This window comes from Type-C symbiont of Plautia stali (assembly GCF_059730935.1).
In genome coordinates, this window is the sequence record NZ_AP035923.1 from 366,762 (window position 1) to 389,770 (window position 23,009).

The 23,009-nt window shown below is 54.4% G+C and carries 26 protein-coding genes, 3 tRNA genes and 4 rRNA genes; 26 read left to right on the plus strand and 7 right to left on the minus strand.

Translation table 11 applies throughout. The features are described from left to right. Positions 1-4: 4 nt before the first annotated feature. The 13 genes from rpsE to AC6I7J_RS01765 all read left to right on the plus strand — a co-directional run bounded on the left by rpsE (position 5) and on the right by AC6I7J_RS01765 (position 6,812). On the plus strand, positions 5-505 hold the full coding sequence (gene rpsE, locus AC6I7J_RS01705) for a 30S ribosomal protein S5 (protein WP_010618560.1): 501 nt from the start codon (positions 5-7) through the stop codon (positions 503-505). Positions 506-510: 5 nt separating this feature from the next. After that, positions 511-690, plus strand: a complete 180-nt coding sequence (rpmD, locus tag AC6I7J_RS01710; protein WP_013510758.1) for a 50S ribosomal protein L30 — start codon at positions 511-513, stop codon at positions 688-690. Between the two features lie 3 nt (positions 691-693). Beyond that, positions 694-1,128, plus strand: a complete 435-nt coding sequence (rplO, locus tag AC6I7J_RS01715; RefSeq protein WP_021508221.1) for a 50S ribosomal protein L15 — start codon at positions 694-696, stop codon at positions 1,126-1,128. Between the two features lie 7 nt (positions 1,129-1,135). Then, positions 1,136-2,467, plus strand: coding sequence for a preprotein translocase subunit SecY (gene secY, locus AC6I7J_RS01720; protein WP_021508222.1), 1,332 nt, complete (start codon positions 1,136-1,138; stop codon positions 2,465-2,467). 32 nt (positions 2,468-2,499) lie between these two features. Further along, positions 2,500-2,616 (plus strand): 50S ribosomal protein L36, encoded by a 117-nt coding sequence (gene rpmJ / locus AC6I7J_RS01725; RefSeq protein WP_071813610.1) that lies wholly within the window; start codon positions 2,500-2,502, stop codon positions 2,614-2,616. A gap of 146 nt (positions 2,617-2,762) precedes the next feature. Then, complete coding sequence (rpsM, locus tag AC6I7J_RS01730; protein ID WP_021508223.1) at positions 2,763-3,119, plus strand: 30S ribosomal protein S13; 357 nt, start codon at positions 2,763-2,765, stop codon at positions 3,117-3,119. Positions 3,120-3,135: 16 nt separating this feature from the next. Continuing rightward, positions 3,136-3,525, plus strand: coding sequence for a 30S ribosomal protein S11 (rpsK, locus tag AC6I7J_RS01735; RefSeq protein WP_004160563.1), 390 nt, complete (start codon positions 3,136-3,138; stop codon positions 3,523-3,525). Between the two features lie 33 nt (positions 3,526-3,558). Next, positions 3,559-4,179, plus strand: coding sequence for a 30S ribosomal protein S4 (gene rpsD / locus AC6I7J_RS01740; RefSeq protein WP_010618555.1), 621 nt, complete (start codon positions 3,559-3,561; stop codon positions 4,177-4,179). 25 nt (positions 4,180-4,204) lie between these two features. Beyond that, a complete protein-coding gene (locus AC6I7J_RS01745; protein ID WP_007891688.1) occupies positions 4,205-5,194 on the plus strand; it encodes a DNA-directed RNA polymerase subunit alpha in 990 nt (329 codons plus the stop codon). A gap of 40 nt (positions 5,195-5,234) precedes the next feature. Continuing rightward, complete coding sequence (rplQ, locus tag AC6I7J_RS01750; protein ID WP_003850180.1) at positions 5,235-5,621, plus strand: 50S ribosomal protein L17; 387 nt, start codon at positions 5,235-5,237, stop codon at positions 5,619-5,621. Positions 5,622-5,732: 111 nt separating this feature from the next. Then, the gene (locus AC6I7J_RS01755) at positions 5,733-6,104 is read left to right on the plus strand and encodes a DnaJ family domain-containing protein (RefSeq protein ID WP_211727106.1); all 372 of its coding nucleotides are present in this window, start codon (positions 5,733-5,735) and stop codon (positions 6,102-6,104) included. A gap of 1 nt (position 6,105) precedes the next feature. Then, positions 6,106-6,543 carry a Zn(2+)-responsive transcriptional regulator gene (zntR, locus tag AC6I7J_RS01760; protein ID WP_021508225.1) on the plus strand — a complete coding sequence of 146 codons (438 nt, stop codon included), beginning with the start codon at positions 6,106-6,108 and terminating at the stop codon, positions 6,541-6,543. Positions 6,544-6,593: 50 nt separating this feature from the next. Continuing rightward, entirely contained in the window at positions 6,594-6,812 is a 219-nt protein-coding gene (locus tag AC6I7J_RS01765; RefSeq protein WP_021508226.1) for an alternative ribosome-rescue factor A, read from the plus strand. A gap of 19 nt (positions 6,813-6,831) precedes the next feature. Here the strand turns inward: AC6I7J_RS01765 and mscL are convergent, their stop codons facing one another. From mscL to def, 5 genes are all read right to left on the minus strand, one after another. Then, entirely contained in the window at positions 6,832-7,242 is a 411-nt protein-coding gene (gene mscL, locus AC6I7J_RS01770; RefSeq protein ID WP_021508227.1) for a large-conductance mechanosensitive channel protein MscL, read from the minus strand. A 108-nt stretch (positions 7,243-7,350) separates the two neighbouring features. After that, positions 7,351-8,727 (minus strand): Trk system potassium transporter TrkA, encoded by a 1,377-nt coding sequence (trkA, locus tag AC6I7J_RS01775; protein ID WP_021508228.1) that lies wholly within the window; start codon positions 8,725-8,727, stop codon positions 7,351-7,353. Between the two features lie 31 nt (positions 8,728-8,758). Then, positions 8,759-10,045, minus strand: coding sequence for a 16S rRNA (cytosine(967)-C(5))-methyltransferase RsmB (gene rsmB / locus AC6I7J_RS01780; protein WP_498006607.1), 1,287 nt, complete (start codon positions 10,043-10,045; stop codon positions 8,759-8,761). Between the two features lie 45 nt (positions 10,046-10,090). Beyond that, entirely contained in the window at positions 10,091-11,035 is a 945-nt protein-coding gene (gene fmt, locus AC6I7J_RS01785; RefSeq protein WP_058759898.1) for a methionyl-tRNA formyltransferase, read from the minus strand. A gap of 21 nt (positions 11,036-11,056) precedes the next feature. Next, complete coding sequence (def, locus tag AC6I7J_RS01790) at positions 11,057-11,569, minus strand: peptide deformylase (protein ID WP_021508231.1); 513 nt, start codon at positions 11,567-11,569, stop codon at positions 11,057-11,059. 115 nt (positions 11,570-11,684) lie between these two features. Between def and dprA the strand changes: the two genes are divergently transcribed. From dprA to AC6I7J_RS01820, 6 genes are read left to right on the plus strand one after another with little or no spacing between them, the layout of a single operon-like run. Next, positions 11,685-12,809: a DNA-protecting protein DprA gene (gene dprA, locus AC6I7J_RS01795; RefSeq protein WP_498006609.1), complete on the plus strand. Its 1,125-nt coding sequence runs from the start codon at positions 11,685-11,687 to the stop codon at positions 12,807-12,809. Continuing rightward, entirely contained in the window at positions 12,781-13,254 is a 474-nt protein-coding gene (gene smg / locus AC6I7J_RS01800) for a DUF494 family protein Smg (RefSeq protein WP_031279836.1), read from the plus strand. Before dprA ends, smg begins: the two co-directional genes overlap by 29 nt. Before the next feature lie 24 nt (positions 13,255-13,278). Then, positions 13,279-13,827 (plus strand): DNA topoisomerase family protein, encoded by a 549-nt coding sequence (locus AC6I7J_RS01805; protein WP_498006611.1) that lies wholly within the window; start codon positions 13,279-13,281, stop codon positions 13,825-13,827. Between the two features lie 2 nt (positions 13,828-13,829). Beyond that, positions 13,830-14,405 carry an L-threonylcarbamoyladenylate synthase type 1 TsaC gene (tsaC, locus tag AC6I7J_RS01810; RefSeq protein ID WP_058776573.1) on the plus strand — a complete coding sequence of 192 codons (576 nt, stop codon included), beginning with the start codon at positions 13,830-13,832 and terminating at the stop codon, positions 14,403-14,405. Positions 14,406-14,407: 2 nt separating this feature from the next. After that, the gene (gene aroE / locus AC6I7J_RS01815) at positions 14,408-15,226 is read left to right on the plus strand and encodes a shikimate dehydrogenase (protein WP_498006614.1); all 819 of its coding nucleotides are present in this window, start codon (positions 14,408-14,410) and stop codon (positions 15,224-15,226) included. Beyond that, entirely contained in the window at positions 15,223-15,471 is a 249-nt protein-coding gene (locus AC6I7J_RS01820) for a DUF1488 family protein (protein WP_058759902.1), read from the plus strand. Before aroE ends, AC6I7J_RS01820 begins: the two co-directional genes overlap by 4 nt. Here the strand turns inward: AC6I7J_RS01820 and AC6I7J_RS01825 are convergent. Then, positions 15,447-16,001: a gamma carbonic anhydrase family protein gene (locus AC6I7J_RS01825; RefSeq protein ID WP_125311336.1), complete on the minus strand. Its 555-nt coding sequence runs from the start codon at positions 15,999-16,001 to the stop codon at positions 15,447-15,449. The genes AC6I7J_RS01820 and AC6I7J_RS01825 overlap by 25 nt on opposite strands. Before the next feature lie 491 nt (positions 16,002-16,492). Here AC6I7J_RS01825 and AC6I7J_RS01830 point away from each other — a divergent pair. From AC6I7J_RS01830 to rrf (AC6I7J_RS01860), 7 genes are all read left to right on the plus strand, one after another. Further along, positions 16,493-18,034 (plus strand): 16S ribosomal RNA (locus AC6I7J_RS01830). Between the two features lie 74 nt (positions 18,035-18,108). Next, a tRNA-Ile gene (locus AC6I7J_RS01835) sits at positions 18,109-18,185 on the plus strand. Positions 18,186-18,334: 149 nt separating this feature from the next. After that, positions 18,335-18,410, plus strand: a tRNA-Ala gene (locus AC6I7J_RS01840). Between the two features lie 198 nt (positions 18,411-18,608). Then, positions 18,609-21,512: ribosomal RNA gene (locus AC6I7J_RS01845) — 23S ribosomal RNA — on the plus strand. A 223-nt stretch (positions 21,513-21,735) separates the two neighbouring features. Continuing rightward, positions 21,736-21,851: ribosomal RNA gene (rrf, locus tag AC6I7J_RS01850) — 5S ribosomal RNA — on the plus strand. Positions 21,852-21,865: 14 nt separating this feature from the next. Further along, positions 21,866-21,941: transfer RNA gene (locus AC6I7J_RS01855), tRNA-Thr, on the plus strand. Between the two features lie 32 nt (positions 21,942-21,973). After that, positions 21,974-22,089 (plus strand): 5S ribosomal RNA (rrf, locus tag AC6I7J_RS01860). The 16S, 23S and 5S rRNA genes sit together here with 3 tRNA genes alongside, the layout of an rRNA operon. A gap of 152 nt (positions 22,090-22,241) precedes the next feature. Here the strand turns inward: rrf (AC6I7J_RS01860) and AC6I7J_RS01865 are convergent. Beyond that, a complete protein-coding gene (locus tag AC6I7J_RS01865) occupies positions 22,242-23,003 on the minus strand; it encodes an amino acid ABC transporter ATP-binding protein (protein ID WP_058759889.1) in 762 nt (253 codons plus the stop codon). Between the last annotated feature and the right edge of the window lie 6 nt (positions 23,004-23,009).

The window sequence follows — 23,009 nt, forward strand, 5'->3', positions numbered from 1 at the left end:
TAAGATGGCACACATCGAGAAACAAGCTGGCGACCTGCAGGAAAAACTGATCGCGGTAAATCGTGTCTCTAAAACTGTGAAAGGTGGTCGTATTTTCTCCTTCACCGCTCTGACTGTAGTGGGTGATGGTAACGGCCGCGTTGGTTTTGGTTACGGTAAAGCGCGTGAAGTTCCAGCAGCGATCCAGAAAGCGATGGAAAAAGCTCGTCGCAATATGGTTAATGTCGCGCTGACTCACGGCACCCTGCAGCACCCGGTTAAAGGTGCGCACACGGGTTCTCGTGTGTTCATGCAGCCGGCTTCTGAAGGTACCGGTATCATCGCCGGCGGTGCAATGCGCGCCGTTCTGGAAGTCGCTGGAGTTCATAACGTTCTGGCTAAAGCCTATGGTTCCACCAACCCGATCAACGTGGTTCGTGCAACTATCGACGGCCTGGGCAATATGAAGTCTCCGGATATGGTTGCTGCCAAGCGTGGTAAATCCGTTGAAGAAATTCTGGGGTAATCACGATGGCTAAGACAATCAAAATTACACAAACCCGTAGCTCAATCGGCCGCCTGCCTAAGCACAAAGCCACTCTGGTTGGTCTGGGTCTGCGTCGTATTGGTCACACCGTTGAGCGTGAAGACACGCCAGCTGTACGCGGTATGATCAACGCGATTTCTTACATGCTGAAAGTGGAGGAGTAAGAGATGCGTTTAAACACTCTGTCTCCGGCCGAAGGGTCTAAACACGCTTCCAAGCGTCTGGGCCGTGGTATCGGTTCTGGCCTCGGTAAAACCGGCGGTCGTGGTCACAAAGGTCAGAAGTCTCGTTCTGGCGGTGGCGTACGTCGTGGTTTCGAGGGTGGTCAGATGCCTCTGTACCGTCGTCTGCCGAAGTTCGGCTTCACCTCGCGCAAATCATTCGTGACTGCAGAAGTGCGTCTGTCTGATCTGGCGAAAGTGGAAGGCGGTATCGTCGACCTGAACACGCTGAAAGCAGCTAACATCATCGGTGTACAGATTGAGTTCGCGAAAGTGATCCTGTCTGGTGAAGTATCTGCACCTGTTACGATTCGTGGTCTGCGTGTCACCAAAGGTGCTCGTGCTGCAATCGAAGCTGCTGGCGGTAAAATCGAGGAATAAGTAGCAGATGGCAAAGCAACCGGGATTAGATTTTCAAAGTGCCAAAGGTGGCTTTGGTGAACTGAAGCGCAGACTGTTGTTTGTAATCGGTGCACTGATTGTCTTCCGTATTGGCTCTTTTATTCCAATCCCCGGTATCGATGCCACTGTACTTGCCAAACTGCTTGAGCAACAGCGTGGCACCATCATTGAAATGTTTAACATGTTCTCTGGTGGTGCTCTCAGTCGTGCCTCAATCTTCGCGCTGGGTATTATGCCGTATATTTCGGCCTCTATTATTATCCAGCTGCTGACGGTGGTTCATCCCGCGTTGGCCGAGATTAAGAAAGAGGGTGAAGCTGGTCGTCGTAAGATCAGCCAGTACACTCGCTACGGCACACTGGTTCTGGCTATATTCCAGTCGATCGGTATTGCTACCGGTCTGCCGAATATGCCTGGAATGCAGGGCCTGGTATTAAATCCAGGCTTTGCTTTCTACTTTACCGCTGTTGTAAGTCTGGTTACCGGAACCATGTTCCTGATGTGGCTGGGCGAACAGATTACTGAACGAGGTATCGGTAACGGTATTTCGATCATTATCTTCGCGGGTATTGTTGCGGGTTTACCGCCGGCCATTGGCCATACCATCGAGCAAGCGCGGCAAGGCGACCTGCACTTCCTTCTGTTGCTGTTGGTTGCAGTTCTTGTATTTGCAGTGACGTTCTTTGTTATTTTCGTTGAGCGTGGCCAGCGCCGCATTGTGGTCAACTACGCTAAACGTCAGCAAGGTCGTCGTGTATATGCTGCACAGAGCACACATTTACCGTTGAAAGTGAACATGGCGGGCGTAATCCCAGCCATCTTTGCTTCCAGCATTATCCTGTTCCCGGCGACGATAGCATCCTGGTTCGGGGGCGGTACCGGTTGGAACTGGCTGACAACAATTTCGCTGTATTTGCAGCCAGGACAGCCGCTTTATGTGCTACTCTATGCGACTGCAATCATCTTCTTCTGTTTCTTCTACACGGCGTTGGTTTTCAACCCGCGTGAAACAGCAGATAACCTGAAGAAGTCTGGTGCATTCGTACCGGGAATTCGTCCGGGAGAGCAAACGGCGAAGTACATCGATAAAGTAATGACACGTCTGACCTTAATCGGCGCACTGTATATTACTTTTATCTGCCTGATCCCGGAGTTCATGCGTGATGCCATGAAGGTTCCCTTCTACTTTGGCGGCACCTCGCTGCTGATTGTAGTGGTTGTCATCATGGACTTTATGGCTCAAGTGCAAACTCTGATGATGTCCAGTCAGTACGAGTCTGCATTGAAGAAAGCTAACCTGAAAGGCTATGGCCGTTAATTCAGTAGCTTGAGAAGTTACGGAGAGTAAAAATGAAAGTTCGTGCTTCCGTCAAGAAATTATGTCGTAACTGCAAAATCATTCGTCGCGACGGTGTCGTACGTGTGATCTGCAGCTCCGAGCCTAAGCATAAACAGCGCCAGGGCTGATTAAGTCACATATTTTTCTTGCAAAGTCGGGTTGAGCTGGCTAGATTAGCCAGCCAATCTTTTGTATGTCGATGCGTTTCCATTTGAGTATCCTGAAAACGGGCTTTTCAGCATGGTACGCATTTATTTAATTATAGGAGTGCATAGTGGCCCGTATAGCAGGCATTAACATTCCTGATCAAAAACATACCGTTATCGCATTAACTTCGATCTTCGGTATCGGCAAAACCCGTTCTAAAGCCATCTGTGCTGAAACGGGCATCGCTGAAAATGTTAAGATCAGTGAGCTGTCTGAAGAACAAATTGATCAGCTGCGTGAAGCAGTTGGTAAATTCGTTGTTGAAGGTGATCTGCGCCGTGAAATCACCCTGAGCATCAAGCGTCTGATGGACCTTGGTTGCTACCGTGGTTTACGCCATCGTCGTGGTCTGCCGGTGCGCGGTCAGCGTACTAAGACCAACGCACGTACCCGTAAGGGTCCGCGTAAACCGATCAAGAAATAATCGGGGTGAGTAAATAATGGCAAAGGCACCAGTTCGTGCACGTAAGCGTGTAAGAAAACAAGTCTCAGATGGCGTGGCTCATGTCCATGCGTCTTTTAACAACACCATCGTTACTATTACTGATCGTCAGGGTAACGCACTGGGTTGGGCAACCGCCGGTGGTTCCGGTTTCCGCGGTTCACGTAAATCTACTCCGTTTGCTGCTCAGGTCGCTGCAGAGCGCTGTGCAGAAGCCGTGAAAGATTACGGTATTAAGAACCTGGAAGTTATGGTTAAGGGTCCGGGTCCAGGCCGCGAATCTACTATTCGTGCTCTGAACGCCGCTGGTTTCCGCATCACTAATATTACTGATGTGACTCCGATCCCTCACAACGGTTGTCGTCCGCCGAAAAAACGTCGCGTTTAACGTTCCGTTTTTTAGGTTAGTTGGAGAAAGAAAATGGCAAGATATTTGGGTCCTAAGCTCAAGCTGAGCCGTCGTGAGGGCACCGACTTATTCCTTAAGTCTGGCGTTCGCGCGATTGATTCCAAGTGCAAAATTGAACAAGCCCCTGGTCAGCATGGTGCGCGTAAACCGCGTCTGTCTGATTACGGCGGCCAGTTACGTGAAAAGCAAAAAGTTCGTCGTATCTACGGCGTGCTGGAGCGTCAGTTCCGTAACTACTATAAAGAAGCAGCGCGTCTGAAAGGCAACACCGGTGAAAACCTGTTAGCTCTGCTGGAAGGTCGTCTGGATAACGTAGTTTACCGTATGGGCTTTGGTGCCACTCGTGCAGAAGCACGTCAGCTGGTTAGCCACAAATCTGTAATGGTAAACGGTCGCGTTGTTAACATCGCTTCTTATCAGGTATCTCCGAATGATGTCGTAAGCATCCGTGAGAAAGCCAAAAAGCAATCTCGCGTGAAGGCCGCTCTGGAGCTGGCTGAGCAGCGTGAAAAGCCAACCTGGCTGGAAGTTGATGCGACTAAGATGGAAGGTGTGTTCAAGCGTATTCCTGAGCGTACCGATCTGTCTGCGGACATTAACGAACACCTGATCGTCGAGCTTTACTCTAAGTAAAGCTTAGTACCAAAGAGAGGACACAATGCAGGGTTCTGTGACAGAGTTTCTAAAACCGCGCCTGGTAGATATCGAGCAAGTGAGTTCGACGCACGCCAAGGTGACCCTTGAGCCGTTAGAGCGTGGCTTTGGCCATACTCTTGGTAACGCACTGCGCCGTATTCTGCTTTCTTCCATGCCGGGTTGCGCGGTGACCGAGGTTGAGATTGATGGCGTGCTGCACGAGTACTCCACCAAAGAGGGCGTACAGGAAGATATCCTGGAAATCCTGCTCAATCTGAAAGGGCTGGCGGTAAGAGTTCAGGGTAAAGATGAAGTCATCCTCACTCTGAATAAATCTGGCATTGGCCCTGTGACTGCAGCCGACATTACCCACGACGGTGATGTCGAAATCGTCAAGCCGCAGCATGTGATCTGCCATCTGACCGATGAAAACGCGTCTATTAGCATGCGTATCAAAGTTCAGCGTGGTCGTGGTTATGTGCCGGCTTCTGCCCGAATTCATTCGGAAGAAGATGAGCGCCCAATCGGCCGTCTGTTGGTTGACGCTTGCTACAGCCCTGTAGACCGTATCGCCTACAATGTTGAAGCAGCGCGTGTAGAACAGCGCACCGACCTGGACAAGCTGGTCATCGAAATGGAAACCAACGGCACAATCGATCCTGAAGAGGCGATTCGTCGTGCGGCGACCATCCTGGCAGAACAACTGGAAGCTTTCGTTGACTTACGTGATGTACGTCAGCCGGAAGTCAAAGAAGAGAAACCAGAATTCGATCCGATCCTGCTGCGCCCTGTTGACGATCTGGAATTGACTGTCCGCTCTGCTAACTGCCTCAAGGCAGAAGCTATCCACTACATCGGTGATCTGGTACAGCGTACCGAGGTTGAGCTGCTTAAAACGCCTAACCTGGGTAAAAAATCTCTTACCGAGATTAAAGACGTGCTCGCATCACGTGGTCTGTCTCTGGGCATGCGCCTGGAAAACTGGCCACCGGCAAGCATTGCTGATGAATAACCGGATCGCAGGTTAAGGTTTCACTGAGAAGGATAAGGTCATGCGCCATCGTAAGAGTGGTCGTCAACTGAACCGCAACAGCAGCCATCGTCAGGCTATGTTCCGCAACATGGCTGGTTCTCTGGTTCGTCATGAGATCATTAAGACGACTCTGCCGAAAGCCAAAGAGCTGCGTCGCGTAGTTGAGCCGCTGATTACTCTTGCCAAGACCGACAGCGTAGCTAATCGTCGTCTGGCATTCGCCCGTACTCGTGATAACGAGATCGTGGCAAAACTGTTTAACGAGCTGGGCCCGCGTTTCGCGAGCCGTGCCGGTGGTTACACTCGCATTCTGAAGTGTGGCTTCCGTGCTGGTGACAACGCTCCGATGGCATACATCGAGCTGGTTGATCGTCCAGAAGCTCAAGCAGAAGCTGCTGCAGAGTAATTTGCAGTAACGTAAAAAACCCGCTTCGGCGGGTTTTTTATTGCCTGTCATTTCTTCCTATTTCCCCTCCATTCGCTATGCTGTTGGCAGACATGCCTGCAGGAGGTTTCTATGTGGCTTATCGATCAGCTGGCTGAACAACACATCCGCGCCGCTCAGGAAAAGGGGGAGCTGAGCAATCTGTCTGGTGAAGGTGCGCCGCTCACGCTGGACGATGACAGTGGTGTGCCGGCGGAATTGCGCAGTGCCTGGCGACTGCTGAAAAACGCCGGCTATCTCCCTCCGGAACTGGAGATGCGCCGCGACGCGCTGGCACTGAGCGATCTGCTTCGTGAACTCGATCCTGATGACAGCGAGGCGCGCGAACTGGCCAAACGCCTGACACTGCTGGAGATGAAGCTGCAGCAGGCTGGCATGAGCACCGATTTTCTGCGTGGCGAATACCGCCCGGCGATCGGTCAGCGGCTACAGCAGGAGAAATAGTATGTATCGCATTGGCCAGCTGGCAAAACTGGCGGACGTGACGCCGGACACCATCCGCTTTTATGAAAAGCAGCAGATGATGGATCATGAGGTACGCACCGAGGGCGGCTTCCGCCTGTACAGCGATAACGATCTGCAGCGCCTGCGTTTTATCCGTTACGGCCGGCAGCTTGGTTTCAGCCTGGAATCGATCCGCGACCTGCTGTCGATCCGCATCGATCCAGAGCATCACACCTGTGAAGAGTCAAAAGCGATCGTGGCGAAACGGCTCGATGAGGTGAACAGTATGATTGGCGAACTGCAAACCATTCAGCGCTCACTGCAACGGCTGGCGGAAACCTGTTGTGGCGACCGGCACAGTAGCGCCTGCTGTTCGATCCTCGAGGCACTGGAAACCGGTGAAGATCCGCATCCTGAAATTTGTTGTAGCAAGGATTGAATTCTGGCGCGCAGGGACTATAGTTGCGCCATCACTAACCGGAGGACGATATGAGTCACTATCAGCATCGAAAAGGCAAAATTAACGATAACGCCCTGGAAGCCCTGTTACACGATCCGCTGTATCGCCAGCGAGTTGAGCGCAATCAGAAGGGGAAAGGCAGCTACCGGCGTAAAGATAAACACGCGAAAGGAGCGAATCAGGAGGCCAGCGGTAAGCAACAGTGTTTACCTCTGGCCTTCTGCTTTAGTGACAAAAAAGCCGCCTGAAACTGGCGGCTTTTATTCATCACACTTTATTATTTTGTTGCTTAAGCAGGTCGCGAATCTCGGTCAGCAGCACTTCTTCATTAGTCGGTTTAGGCGCTGGTTTTTCCACTTCTTTCTTTTTATACAGTTTATTCATTACTTTGATGGCAATGAAGATAGCAAACGCCACGATGATGAAATCAAATACCGTCTGAATAAAGTTACCGTATTCCATCACCACCGCGGGGATATCGCCCTCGGCTGGCTTGAGTACCCATTTAAACTGCTTAAAGTCGACGCCGCCAATCAGTAAACCGAGCGGTGGCATAATGATGTTCGCAACCAGTGACGATACGATCTTACCGAACGCAGCACCGATGATCACACCGACCGCCAGGTCCACTACGTTGCCGCGCATCGCGAAATCACGAAACTCTTTGAATAAACTCATTGTTATCTCCTTGCCTTGGCCAATGGCTAAAGTCTAACAAACCTTCGTGTAATTGCCATTATAACAATGGATTAAACACCACTCTCACTGCAGCCCAATCACAACGCGTTACAGGAAGAACGGGCTCGGCTGGAACAGACGCTCAACGTCCGGCACAAACTTTTTGTCGGTGAGGAACATGATCACGTGGTCGCCTTGCTCAATACGCACATTATCATTGGCGATGATCACGTCATCACCACGCACCACCGCGCCGATAATTGTGCCCGGCGGCAGTTTAATATCTTCAATCAGGCGGCCGACCACGCGCGAAGTGGTTTCATCACCGTGGGCAATGGCCTCGATGGCTTCCGCAATACCGCGGCGCAGTGAAGAGACGCCGACAATATCGGCTTTGCGCACGTGGCCAAGCAGCGCAGAAATTGTGGCCTGCTGCGGAGAGATCGCAATGTCGATCACGCTGCCCTGCACCAGATCGACATAGGCGCGACGCTGGATCAGCACCATCACTTTTTTCGCGCCCATTTTTTTGGCCAGCATTGCTGACATGATATTGGCTTCATCGTCGTTAGTGACGGCGATAAACAGATCGACCTGATCGACATGCTCTTCTGCCAGCAGTTCCTGATCCGAGGCATCGCCATAGAACACGATGGTATCCTGCAGATGTTCAGCCAGTTCAGCCGCGCGCTGCTGATTACGCTCAATCAGCTTAACGCTGTACTGCTTTTCCAGCCGCTGCGCCAGGCCAAAGCCGATATTACCGCCGCCGACCAGCATAATGCGTTTATAGGGCTTTTCGAGCCGCTGCATCTCGCTCATCACCGCACGAATATGCTGACTGGCGGCAATAAAAAACACTTCATCGCCAGCTTCGACGATCGTCGATCCCTGCGGGCGGATCGGGCGATCCTGACGAAAAATGGCGGCTACGCGGGTATCGATATGCGGCATGTGCTCACGCAGGATCGACAGCGGATTGCCCACCAGCGGTCCGCCGTAATAGGCTTTGACCACTGCCAGGCTGACTTTGCCCTCGGCAAAATTCACCACCTGTAACGCGCCAGGGTACTGAATCAGCCGATAGATGTTGTCGATTACCAGCTGTTCAGGCGAGATCAAATGGTCGATGGGCACCGCTTCCGGCACAAACAGCTTTTCCGCATCGCGCAGATAATCGGCGGCGCGGATACGGGCAATGCGGTTTGGCGTGTTAAACAGCGAGTAAGCAATCTGACAGGCAATCATGTTGGTTTCGTCAGAGCTGGTCACCGCCACCAGCATATCCGCATCTTCGGCGCCGGCTTCACGCAACACGCGCGGGTGCGAACCATGGCCCTGCACCACGCGCAGGTCAAACTTATCCTGCAGCACGCGTAAGCGTGAGGGATCGCTATCAACCACGGTGATGTCATTGTTTTCGCCCACCAGGTTTTCGGCGAGCGTGCCGCCCACCTGGCCGGCGCCGAGGATAATAATTTTCATGGATACGTTGCTCTTGTCACTGTGCGCTGCACTATTTTTTCATCAGCTTAGCGTAGAAGAAACCGTCGCCGCCATCGATGGCAGGGAAAACCTGCCAGCCGTTAAGTTGCCCCTGTGGCAGTGCCTGCGGCACCGCATCGTCATGCGTCGCGAGGAAAGCATCGATTTGCTGCTGGTTCTCCTGCGGCAGCACTGAGCAGGTGGCATAAAGCAGCGTACCGCCCGATTTCAGGCGCGGCCAGATGGCCGCCAGAATCTCACGCTGTAGCGCGGCGAGTTCGTCGATATCGCGATCGCGGCGTAGCCATTTGATATCCGGATGGCGTCGAATAACGCCGGTGGCCGAGCAGGGCGCATCCAGCAGGATGCGGTCGAATTGCTGCTCGTCGCACCATGCCGCTGGCGTGCGGCCATCGCCCTGACGCACGTCAGCCTGCATCCCCAGACGCTGCAGGTTTTCCGTCACGCGCGACAGGCGCTGCGCATCGATATCCACCGCCATTACGCGGGCCTGCGGCGCAATTTCGAGAATATGGGTGGTTTTGCCGCCGGGCGCAGCGCACAGGTCAAGAATGGTTTCGCCGTTTTCCGGCGCCAGCAGCAGGGCACAACGCTGAGCAGAGAGATCCTGCACCGTCACCCAGCCCTGCTCAAAGCCTGGCAGCTGACTGACCGGTGCCGGAGCTTCAAGACGCAGCGCATCCGGCGCGTCAGCACCAAACGCATTTTGATTCTGCTGGGTTAATAACGCCAGCCAGGCGTCACGGCTGTGATGCTGACGATTCACGCGCAGCCACATTGGCGGTCGCTGATTATTTGCTTCCACAATCTGCTGCCACTGCTCCGGCCACGCGGTCTGCAACCGTTTCAGCAGCCAGCCCGGATGCCAGTAGCGCTGCGGGCCCTGATTGACCTCCGCCAGCAGTGCGTCCTGCTGGCGCTGGAACTCACGCAGCACGCCGTTAAGCAAGCCTTTCAGATTTGCCCGCTTCAGTGCTTCAGCCCCGGCCACGGTTTCTGCCAGCGCGGCGTGCGGCGGAACACGGGTATACAGCAGCTGATACAGGCCCACCATGATCAGATAGTGCAGTACGCGCTGTTTGCCGGTTAACGGCCGCTCCATCAGCTTATTAATCAACGCTTCCAGCTGCGGCAGCGTGCGCGTCACGCCAAAACACAACTCCTGCAGCAGCGCGCCATCGTTGTTTGCCAGCGTTTTTTGCGCAGCGGGCAGAATCGCGCTCAGCGATTCCCCTTTATCCACCACGCGTTCAATCAGTTGCGCGGCAAGGCTGCGCAGGTTGGTCGCTTTTTTCATATTCATTCATCAAACAAAAAGCCCGGCGGAGACCGGGCTGAAGAATCAGGCCAGAACGGTGCCGGGGGTAAACCATTCACGACGCGAATTGAGCAGATCCTGCGCCGCCATGGCTTTTTTGCCGGCAGGCTGCAGTGAGAGCAGATTCAGCACGCCGTCAGCGGTCGCGATCTGGATGCCGTGTTTGTCAGCCTGCAGAATTTCTCCCGGCTGGGCGCTGCGGTGCGGTAATACGCTGGCCTGCCAGACTTTGACCGGCTGATCGTCGATGAGGAAATAACTCACCGGCCACGGATTGAAGGCGCGAATGCACCGTTCCAGCTGAACAGCAGAGAGCGACCAGTCAAGACGTGCCTCTTCTTTGCTGAGCTTTTCCGCGTAAGTTACCAGAGTCTCATCCTGCACTTCGGGCTGCGCGCTGCCGGCGGCCAGCAGACTGAGCGTGGTCAGCATCCCCTGCGGGCCCAGCTGCGCCAGCTTGTCGTACAGCGATGCGCTGGTATCGTCGGCATTAATCGGGCAGGTTATTTTGTGCAGCATATCGCCGGTATCCAGACCCACGTCCATCTGCATGATGGTCACACCGGTTTCGTTATCGCCGGCCCACAGTGAGCGCTGGATCGGCGCCGCACCGCGCCAGCGCGGCAGCAGCGAGCCGTGTACGTTGATGCAGCCAAGGCGCGGCATCGTCAGCACCGCCTGAGGCAGGATCAGACCATAAGCGACGACCACCATCACATCGGCCTGTAGCCCGGCAACCAGCTGCTGATTCTCTTCCGGCTTCAGGGACTTTGGCTGAAACACAGGGATATCATGCGCCTGAGCCAGCACTTTTACCGGGCCCGGCGTGAGTTTGTTGCCACGTCCGGCAGGGCGGTCGGGCTGAGTAAAGACGCCAACCACCTGATGCTCAGAAGCAAGCAGCGCGTCGAGATGACGCGCTGCGAAGTCAGGAGTACCGGCAAAGATGATTTTTAACGGTGCAGACACAGTTCAACCTTCTGTTCGCTCTCAGGATGCGCGCGCATTCTGGCGGGCCAGTTTTTCCAGTTTCTGTTTAATACGCTGACGCTTCAGCGGCGACAGATAATCAATAAACAGTTTACCGTCGAGATGGTCGATCTCATGCTGGATGCAGATCGCCAGCAGACCGTCGGTTTCCAGCTCGAAGCTGTTACCGTCGCGATCCAGCGCGCGCACTTTGACCCGCTCGGCACGCGGCACAAACGCCCGCTGTTCCGGGATCGACAGGCAACCCTCTTCGATACCGGTTTCGCCGCTTTTTTCCAGCAGCTCCGGGTTAATCAGCACCAGGCGCTCTTCGCGGCTTTCAGAAACATCAATCACGATGATGCGCTGGTGAATATCCACCTGCGTCGCCGCCAGACCAATGCCTTCTTCGGCGTACATGGTCTCAAACATATCGTCGACAATACGCTGAACGTCAGCATTCACAGCCGCAACGGGTGCAGCAATTTTGCGAAGGCGATCGTCAGGGAAATGTAATACCTGCAAAACTGACATAAATATCCAGATCTGTATGCGTTAAAGAAAAGATTACTGCCTCATATTGTAGACTTTTTGGGGCCTGATTGACAGCATTGTGCCGCATCAGAGCACGGCTGACAGGGAGCGCAGCATGGAACGCAGTGAAAGGATTATCAGGCTGACTTACGTCTGGGGTTTAAGCGGTGAGCGCGCCCGTCAGTTCATCATGGCGCTTCTGGCCGCCAGCCACGTTGACGACGCGTGGCTGCAGCAGCACGGGCTGGACGACACGCAGCGGCAGCAGTTTCTCGCCCTCTGTCCACGCCAGCTGGAAAAAACGCAGCGCTGGCTGCAACAGGCGCAACATCATCTGATCGCCTGCAGCGACGCACATTATCCCGCCCGGCTGCGGGAAATCAGCCGCTATCCGGCTGCCCTTTATATAGCGGGCGACCTCTCTGCACTCGCGACACCGCAACTGGCGGTGGTCGGCAGTCGTCACTGTTCGCCGTATGGCAGAGAATGGGGCAGCTGGTTTACCCAGCAGCTGGCGCTAAGCGGTTTGACCATCACCAGCGGGCTGGCGCGCGGTATTGATGGCGTGGCGCATCGTGCCGCGCTGGAAGTGCAGGGCAAAACCCTGGCCGTGCTGGGCAGCGGGCTGAATCATCTCTATCCGAAAAGCCATCAGCCGCTGGCACAGGAGATTATCGCCAGCGGCGGCGCGCTGGTTTCAGAACTGCCGCTGTCGATGGCGCCCCATGCGGTAAATTTCCCGCGGCGTAATCGTATTATCAGCGGCCTGAGCCATGGCGTGCTGGTGGTTGAAGCGTCACTGAAGAGTGGCTCGCTGGTAACGGCGCGGTATGCGCTGGAACAAAACCGTAACGTGTATGCGCTGCCTGGCGCACTGGGTAACTCTGGCTCTGAAGGCACGCACTGGCTGATTCAGCAGGGGGCGCTGCTGGTGGCGCATCCCAACAATATCCTTGAGGATTTGCATTCTGCCCTGCAATGGTTGCCGGCCAGCATCTCAGAAACAATATATTCACAACTCAGTGATGATGTGCCATTGCCATTTCCCAGCGTGTTGGCTAACGTAGGTGATGAGGTTACACCTGTTGACGTCGTCGCTGAACGTGCCGGCCAACCTGTGCCAGTTATCGCAGCGCAATTGCTGGAGCTGGAGTTAGCAGGATGGATCGCAGCTGTACCCGGCGGCTATGTCCGATTGAGGAGGGCATGCCATGTTCGACGTACTTATGTACTTGTTTGAGACGTATATCCACAACGAGGCTGAAATGCGCGTTGACCAGGATAAATTGACCGATGACTTAACCGATGCCGGTTTTCATCGCGAAGATATCTACAATGCGTTGAATTGGCTTGAGCGGTTAGCGGATTATCAGGATGGTCTGGTCGCGCCAGTGTTGCTGGCTAACGATCCGCTCTCCATGCGAATCTATACGGAAGAAGAGAGCCAGCGTTTAGATGCCGAGTGTCGTGGTTTTATTCTGTTCCTGGAGCAAATCCAGGTGCTGAATATGGAAACGCGCGAAATGGTCATCGAACGGGTTATGGCGCTTGATACGCTGGAATTCGATCTGGAAGATCTCAAATGGGTGGTGCTGATGGTGCTGTTTAACATCCCCGGATGTGAAAATGCCTATCAGCAGATGGAAGAACTGTTATTCGACGTCAATGAAGGTATGCTGCATTAATTTGCGATTAATGCATTCGGTAATATGAGTAAACCAGCACTATTTACCGTGCGTAAACACGATCCCTGCCCCGCCTGCGGGGCAGAATTAGTGATACGTGCCGGCAAACACGGGCCTTTTCTCGGCTGTGTGAATTATCCAACCTGTGACTATATCCGCCCGCTGAAAAGTCAGGGTGATGGCCATATTGTCAAAGTGCTGGAAGGCCATGCCTGCCCGCAGTGTGGTGCGGACAAAGTGCTGCGCCAGGGGCGATTCGGCATGTTTGTCGGCTGTAGCCACTATCCGGAGTGTGATTACACGGAAACCATCGATAAGCCGGACGAAACCGCGATTGCCTGTCCGCAGTGCGCCAGCGGCAAGCTGGTGCAGCGCCGTTCACGCTATGGCAAAATCTTCCACGCCTGCGATCGTTATCCCGACTGTCAGTTCGCGATCAACGCTACGCCGCTGGAAGGTGTCTGCCCCCATTGCCAGTTCCCGTTATTAATAGAAAAGAAAACCGCACAGGGCATGAAGCGCTTCTGCGCCAGCAAACGCTGCGGTAAGCCCATCGCCCAGGATGAAGAGTGATCATGAACCAGAGCCAGCATGCACCCGGAAGCCTCGACTTCTGCATCGAACAACTTCAGCAACAGCAAGTGATTGCTTACCCTACCGAAGCCGTATTCGGCCTTGGCTGCGATCCGGACAGCGAAAGCGCGGTGATGGCCCTGCTGGCACTGAAACAGCGCCCGGTAGAAAAGGGTCTGATTCTGATCGCCGCTGATTATACGCAGCTTGAGCCTTATATTGCCGATCGCGAACTCACCGTGCTGCAGCGCGAACGTATGTTTGCCAGCTGGCCGGGTCCGGTCACCTATGTGGTGCCTGCTTCGCCGCATACGCCGCGCTGGTTAACCGGCCGCTTTGATTCGCTGGCGATTCGCGTCAGCGATCATCCGCAGGTCCAGGCGCTGTGTCGCGGATTTGGCAAGCCGCTGGTCTCAACCAGCGCGAATTTAACCGGTCAGCCGCCGTGCCGCAGCGCCGCCGAAGTGGCAGAGCAGTTTGGCTCGCAGTTCCCGGTGTTGCAGGCGGCCACCGGCGGTCGCCTGAATCCTTCTGAAATCCGCGATGCTATTAGCGGTGAACTCATTCGTCAGGGCTGATTATGGAAAAGTTTGCCGTTTTTGGTCATCCCATCGCCCACAGCAAATCTCCGTTTATTCACGCCGCTTTTGCTGAGCAGACCGGTATTGAACATCCTTACGGGCGCATCTGCGCACCGCTGGAAGGGTTCCCGCAGGCGATAGAGGCGTTTTTTGCGGCTGGTGGCAAAGGCGCCAATGTTACGCTGCCGTTTAAACAGCAGGCATGGGGATTCGCGGATGAGCTCAGCGAACGCGCGGCATTATCCGGCGCGGTAAATACCTTAAAGAAGCGAGCCGATGGTTCGATTCTGGGTGATAACACGGACGGCATCGGCCTGCTGAGCGATCTGCAACGGCTGCAGCTGATCCGGCCGGGCGATCGCATTCTGCTGGTGGGTGCGGGCGGCGCGGCGCGTGGGGTGATCCTGCCGCTGCTCTCGACGGGCTGCGCGCTGGTGGTGGTTAACCGCACGGCAGAACGCGCGCAACAGCTGGCTGAGCTTTTCCAGCACAGTGGGGCGATCCAGGCGATGAGTTTTGATCAACTGGCCGGCGAACGTTTTGATCTGATCATCAATGCCACCTCCAGCGGCGTAGCGGGCGACGTGCCGCCGCTGCCGGTTACGCTGATTGATGCGCAGGTGCGCTGTTACGACATGTTTTATCAGCAGGGGCTGACGCCATTTCTGGCGTGGTGCCAGCAGCACGGCACACAGCAGCTGGCGGATGGACTCGGCATGCTGGTAGGTCAGGCGGCGCATGCGTTTCAGCTGTGGCATGGCGTTATGCCGGAGATCGCGCCGGTCATCGATCAACTTAAACAGGCGATGCAGGCATGAATCAGGCTATCCAGTTTCCCGATCGGGAAAGCTGGGACGCAGTCCGGCAGGCGGTGCTGTTCCCGGTATTAGTGAATGGTATGGGACTAACCTGCGCAATATCGCTGCCGGCGCTGCAGCAGCGCTTTGGTGCCGGAGAGGCGATGGCGCTGTTTAGCGCGCATCGCTGGGATCTGGAGGAAGAGGCCGAGCAGCTGCTCCGGGCGGAACAGGCCGACGATCAGGGCTGGCTGTGGCTGCCCTGAGCCAGGTATTCATCTTTCCAGCCGACATAATTGTTAGCGGAGTAAAGCAGTCCGGCTATTTCCGCTTCGCTTAGTGGCCGGATCTGCTTCACCGGGCTGCCTAAATAGAGATAGCCGCTTTGCAGGCGTTTACCGGGTGGCACCAGGCTGCCGGCGCCAATCATCACCTCATCTTCGACGATCGCGCCATCCAGCAGGATCGAGCCCATACCCACCAGCACGCGGTTGCCAATGGTGCAGCCGTGCAGCATTGCTTTATGGCCCACCGTCACGTCTTCACCGATGATCAATGGAAAGCCATCGGGATTACTGCTGGATTTATGCGTAACGTGCAGCACGCTGCCATCCTGGATATTGCTGCGTTTACCAATCACCACTTTATTCACGTCACCGCGGATTGCTACCAGTGGCCAGATGCTGACATCATCAGCCAGCTCGACTTCGCCAACGACCACGCTACTGCTATCCACCATCACACGCTCGCCGGTATGAGGAATATGTTGCTTATAAGGGCGCAGGGCTACAGACATTCTATTTCTCCTTTTCTGATGTTTCCCGCTAGCCTGCGGCTTCCGGTGCGGGTAAACAAGCTGATTTTTGCGCGGATCGCTCGCGATCGCAGCGAAAAGAGTGAAAACTCGCCAGTCGATAAAAAAGATCGAAAAAAGGGGTTGTGCAAAAAATCCGGATCCCTATAATGCGCCACCACTGAGACGGCAAAGCGGCAACGCAGGCGGCTCAGCAGGGCGTGAAGCGATTCACCCCGCCGGAGAAAAACGCTGAAAAAAGTGTTTGACTCTGAAGGAGGAAAGCGTAATATACGCCACCTCGCGACAGCAGGCCGAACGCCGCGTCGCACCGCTCTTTAACAATTTATCAGACAATCTGTGTGGGCACTCGCAGGATTGATATCAGCGTCTACGGACGTAAAAAATATCAAGTCTTTGCTGAGTGAACACGTAATTCATTACGAAGTTTAATTCACAGAGCATCGCTGCACTCGTTGCAGCAAATCAAACTTAAATTGAAGAGTTTGATCATGGCTCAGATTGAACGCTGGCGGCAGGCCTAACACATGCAAGTCGAACGGCAGCACAGAAGAGCTTGCTCTTTGGGTGGCGAGTGGCGGACGGGTGAGTAATGTCTGGGAAACTGCCCGATGGAGGGGGATAACTACTGGAAACGGTAGCTAATACCGCATAACGTCGCAAGACCAAAGTGGGGGACCTTCGGGCCTCACACCATCGGATGTGCCCAGATGGGATTAGCTAGTAGGTGGGGTAATGGCTCACCTAGGCGACGATCCCTAGCTGGTCTGAGAGGATGACCAGCCACACTGGAACTGAGACACGGTCCAGACTCCTACGGGAGGCAGCAGTGGGGAATATTGCACAATGGGCGCAAGCCTGATGCAGCCATGCCGCGTGTATGAAGAAGGCCTTCGGGTTGTAAAGTACTTTCAGCGGGGAGGAAGGCGGTGAGGTTAATAACCTCGCCGATTGACGTTACCCGCAGAAGAAGCACCGGCTAACTCCGTGCCAGCAGCCGCGGTAATACGGAGGGTGCAAGCGTTAATCGGAATTACTGGGCGTAAAGCGCACGCAGGCGGTCTGTTAAGTCAGATGTGAAATCCCCGGGCTTAACCTGGGAACTGCATTTGAAACTGGCAGGCTTGAGTCTCGTAGAGGGGGGTAGAATTCCAGGTGTAGCGGTGAAATGCGTAGAGATCTGGAGGAATACCGGTGGCGAAGGCGGCCCCCTGGACGAAGACTGACGCTCAGGTGCGAAAGCGTGGGGAGCAAACAGGATTAGATACCCTGGTAGTCCACGCCGTAAACGATGTCGACTTGGAGGTTGTGCCCTTGAGGCGTGGCTTCCGGAGCTAACGCGTTAAGTCGACCGCCTGGGGAGTACGGCCGCAAGGTTAAAACTCAAATGAATTGACGGGGGCCCGCACAAGCGGTGGAGCATGTGGTTTAATTCGATGCAACGCGAAGAACCTTACCTGGCCTTGACATCCAGAGAACTTAGCAGAGATGCTTTGGTGCCTTCGGGAACTCTGAGACAGGTGCTGCATGGCTGTCGTCAGCTCGTGTTGTGAAATGTTGGGTTAAGTCCCGCAACGAGCGCAACCCTTATCCTTTGTTGCCAGCGGTTCGGCCGGGAACTCAAAGGAGACTGCCGGTGATAAACCGGAGGAAGGTGGGGATGACGTCAAGTCATCATGGCCCTTACGGCCAGGGCTACACACGTGCTACAATGGCGCATACAAAGAGAAGCGACCTCGCGAGAGCAAGCGGACCTCATAAAGTGCGTCGTAGTCCGGATTGGAGTCTGCAACTCGACTCCATGAAGTCGGAATCGCTAGTAATCGTAGATCAGAATGCTACGGTGAATACGTTCCCGGGCCTTGTACACACCGCCCGTCACACCATGGGAGTGGGTTGCAAAAGAAGTAGGTAGCTTAACCTTCGGGAGGGCGCTTACCACTTTGTGATTCATGACTGGGGTGAAGTCGTAACAAGGTAACCGTAGGGGAACCTGCGGTTGGATCACCTCCTTACCTGAAGATACTTTCCCGCGAAGTGCTCACACAGATTGTCTGATAGAAAAGTAACGAGCAGAAAAAACCTCTACAGGCTTGTAGCTCAGGTGGTTAGAGCGCACCCCTGATAAGGGTGAGGTCGGTGGTTCAAGTCCACTCAGGCCTACCAGATTTCTTCTCATGCCGCGTTATGTTTCCGGCTCGCATAGTTCACTATGCTTCGCGAAAACATGCCTTGCCTGAGACGAAATCACATTTCCCGTGTGAGAAACGTGACTCCTGGTGAGTGGATGTAGATGGTCTCTGCAGTGACTGTATGGGGCTATAGCTCAGCTGGGAGAGCGCCTGCCTTGCACGCAGGAGGTCAGCGGTTCGATCCCGCTTAGCTCCACCATTACAGTACTGAAACTTACTTCAGAGTATACCGGCGACGGTGTGCTGCGAAGTATTTGCTCTTTAACAATCCGGAACAAGCTGAAAATTTGAAACGACGCGTCGTATTCATTCTCCGTAATAAGAATGAAGCAACGATGCGTTCGAGTCTCTCAAATGCTTGCAGTCTGCAGCGTTGCAAAACGCCTGTGGGTTGTGAGGTTAAGCGACTAAGCGTACACGGTGGATGCCCTGGCAGTCAGAGGCGATGAAGGACGTGCTAATCTGCGAAAAGCGACGGTAAGGTGATATGAACCGCTACAGCCGTCGATGTCCGAATGGGGAAACCCAATGCACTTGTGCATTATCGTTAACTGAATACATAGGTTAACGAGGCGAACCGGGGGAACTGAAACATCTAAGTACCCCGAGGAAAAGAAATCAACCGAGATTCCCCCAGTAGCGGCGAGCGAACGGGGAGCAGCCCAGGACCTGAATCAGCTTGTGCATCAGTGGAAGCGTCTGGAAAGTCGCGCGATACCGGGTGACAGCCCCGTACACGAAGATGCATGAGTTGTGAGTCCGACGAGTAGGGCGGGACACGTGGTATCCTGTCTGAACATGGGGGGACCATCCTCCAAGGCTAAATACTCCTGACTGACCGATAGTGAACCAGTACCGTGAGGGAAAGGCGAAAAGAACCCCGGCGAGGGGAGTGAAACAGAACCTGAAACCGTGTACGTACAAGCAGTGGGAGCCTACTTGTTAGGTGACTGCGTACCTTTTGTATAATGGGTCAGCGACTTATATTCTGTAGCAAGGTTAACCGCATAGGGGAGCCGAAGGGAAACCGAGTCTTAATTGGGCGTTAAGTTGCAGGGTATAGACCCGAAACCCGGTGATCTAGCCATGGGCAGGTTGAAGGTTGGGTAACACTAACTGGAGGACCGAACCGACTAATGTTGAAAAATTAGCGGATGACTTGTGGCTGGGGGTGAAAGGCCAATCAAACCGGGAGATAGCTGGTTCTCCCCGAAAGCTATTTAGGTAGCGCCTCGTGAACTCATCCTCGGGGGTAGAGCACTGTTTCGGCTAGGGGGCCATCCCGGCTTACCAACCCGATGCAAACTGCGAATACCGAGGAATGTTATCACGGGAGACACACGGCGGGTGCTAACGTCCGTCGTGAAGAGGGAAACAACCCAGACCGCCAGCTAAGGTCCCAAAGTCATGGTTAAGTGGGAAACGATGTGGGAAGGCACAGACAGCCAGGATGTTGGCTTAGAAGCAGCCATCATTTAAAGAAAGCGTAATAGCTCACTGGTCGAGTCGGCCTGCGCGGAAGATGTAACGGGGCTAAACCATGCACCGAAGCTGCGGCAGCGACACTATGTGTTGTTGGGTAGGGGAGCGTTCTGTAAGCCGCTGAAGGTGTGCTGTGAGGCATGCTGGAGGTATCAGAAGTGCGAATGCTGACATAAGTAACGATAAAGCGGGTGAAAAGCCCGCTCGCCGGAAGACCAAGGGTTCCTGTCCAACGTTAATCGGGGCAGGGTGAGTCGACCCCTAAGGCGAGGCTGAAAAGCGTAGTCGATGGGAAACAGGTTAATATTCCTGTACTTGGTGTTACTGCGAAGGGGGGACGGAGAAGGCTAGGTTATCCGGGCGACGGTTGTCCCGGTTTAAGCGTGCAGGTGTGAAGACCAGGCAAATCCGGTCTTCTTTAACACTGAGGCGTGACGACGAGCCGCTACGGCGGTGAAGTAACTGATGCCCTGCTTCCAGGAAAAGCCTCTAAGCTCCAGGTAACACGAAATCGTACCCCAAACCGACACAGGTGGTCAGGTAGAGAATACCAAGGCGCTTGAGAGAACTCGGGTGAAGGAACTAGGCAAAATGGTGCCGTAACTTCGGGAGAAGGCACGCTGGCGCGTAGGTGAAGGGACTTGCTCCCGGAGCCGAGGCCAGTCGAAGATACCAGCTGGCTGCAACTGTTTATTAAAAACACAGCACTGTGCAAACACGAAAGTGGACGTATACGGTGTGACGCCTGCCCGGTGCCGGAAGGTTAATTGATGGGGTTATCCGCAAGGAGAAGCTCTTGATCGAAGCCCCGGTAAACGGCGGCCGTAACTATAACGGTCCTAAGGTAGCGAAATTCCTTGTCGGGTAAGTTCCGACCTGCACGAATGGCGTAATGATGGCCAGGCTGTCTCCACCCGAGACTCAGTGAAATTGAAATCGCTGTGAAGATGCAGTGTACCCGCGGCAAGACGGAAAGACCCCGTGAACCTTTACTATAGCTTGACACTGAACATTGAGCCTTGATGTGTAGGATAGGTGGGAGGCTTTGAAGCGCGGACGCCAGTCTGCGTGGAGCCAACCTTGAAATACCACCCTTTAATGTTTGATGTTCTAACGTAGGCCCGTAATCCGGGCTGCGGACAGTGTCTGGTGGGTAGTTTGACTGGGGCGGTCTCCTCCCAAAGCGTAACGGAGGAGCACGAAGGTTGGCTAATCCTGGTCGGACATCAGGAGGTTAGTGCAATGGCATAAGCCAGCTTGACTGCGAGAGTGACGGCTCGAGCAGGTGCGAAAGCAGGTCATAGTGATCCGGTGGTTCTGAATGGAAGGGCCATCGCTCAACGGATAAAAGGTACTCCGGGGATAACAGGCTGATACCGCCCAAGAGTTCATATCGACGGCGGTGTTTGGCACCTCGATGTCGGCTCATCACATCCTGGGGCTGAAGTAGGTCCCAAGGGTACGGCTGTTCGCCGTTTAAAGTGGTACGCGAGCTGGGTTTAGAACGTCGTGAGACAGTTCGGTCCCTATCTGCCGTGGGCGCTGGAGAATTGAGGGGGGTTGCTCCTAGTACGAGAGGACCGGAGTGAACGCACCGCTGGTGTTCGGGTTGTCATGCCAATGGCACTGCCCGGTAGCTAAGTGCGGAAGAGATAAGTGCTGAAAGCATCTAAGCACGAAACTTGCCCCGAGATGAGTTCTCCCTGACCCTTTAAGGGTCCTGAAGGGACGTTGAAGACGACGACGTTGATAGGCCGGGTGTGTAAGCGCAGCGATGCGTTGAGCTAACCGGTACTAATGACCCGTGAGGCTTAACCTTACAACGCCAGAGGCGTTTTGGTCTGAGAGACAGAAAGAATTTTCAGCTTGTGACGGATAAAGAATCAGCTTTGTTCTGCGGACGCGAGTCCGGAGGATTTTGCGCTGAGGCGAGGCGGCAGGCGAAGGAAAGGAAGGAGCATACACGAGTATGTGACTGACTTTGCGAGCGCGGCCAACGCGGCATCAGTGCGAAAGACGCGGGACAGGGCACAAAGAATTTGCCTGGCGGCAACAGCGCGGTGGTCCCACCTGACCCCATGCCGAACTCAGAAGTGAAACGCCGTAGCGCCGATGGTAGTGTGGGGCCTCCCCATGCGAGAGTAGGGAACTGCCAGGCATCAAATTTAGTGTGCTGATATGGCTCAGTTGGTAGAGCGCACCCTTGGTAAGGGTGAGGTCCCCAGTTCGACTCTGGGTATCAGCACCAGTTATGGCATGAGTTCGGTTTAAAAGAATTTGCCTGGCGGCAACAGCGCGGTGGTCCCACCTGACCCCATGCCGAACTCAGAAGTGAAACGCCGTAGCGCCGATGGTAGTGTGGGGTCTCCCCATGCGAGAGTAGGGAACTGCCAGGCATCAAACACGAAAGCCCTGAACATCTGTTCAGGGCTTTTTTGTTTTCCGCGATGACCTTTATCTCAATAAAAACGCTCAATAAAATCCACAGGCATAAAAAAAGCCCCTGCCATGCTGGCAAGGGCTGAATGATGCGGCTAATCGGGTTCGCTTAGTGGATAACCTGCGACAGAAACGCCCGGGTCCGCTCGGATTTCGGATTCGCAAAGAACTCTTCCGGCGGCGCCATCTCCACGATTTCACCGCGATCCATGAAGATCACCCGATCGGCAACCGTACGCGCAAAGCCCATCTCATGCGTCACACACAGCATCGTCATCCCGTCTTCCGCCAGACCGATCATGGTATCCAGCACCTCTTTAACCATCTCAGGATCAAGCGCGGAGGTGGGTTCATCGAATAACATAATCTTCGGCTTCATACACAGCGAACGGGCGATGGCTACGCGCTGCTGCTGTCCGCCAGAGAGCTGCCCGGGAAACTTATGGGCATGCTCAGCAATGCGCACGCGCTGCAGATAGTGCATCGCCAGCTCTTCGGCCTCTTTCTTTGGCATCTTGCGTACCCACATCGGTGCCAACGTACAGTTCTGCAGGACGGTCAGATGCGGGAAGAGATTGAAGTGCTGAAAAACCATGCCGACTTCAGTGCGCACGCGTTCAATATTGCGAACATCATCATTCAGGTGGATGCCGTCTACAACAATCCGTCCCTGCTGATGCTCTTCCAGATGGTTGATGCAGCGAATAGTGGTGGATTTACCGGAACCCGAAGGGCCGCACAGCACGATACGCTCGCGCGGTTTCACCTGCAGGTTGATATCTTTCAGCACGTGGAACTGCCCGTACCATTTGTTCACGTTTTCGAGCGTAATCATCATGGCGTTAGCCGCCGTTGTCATTGTTTGTGTCATGTAAAA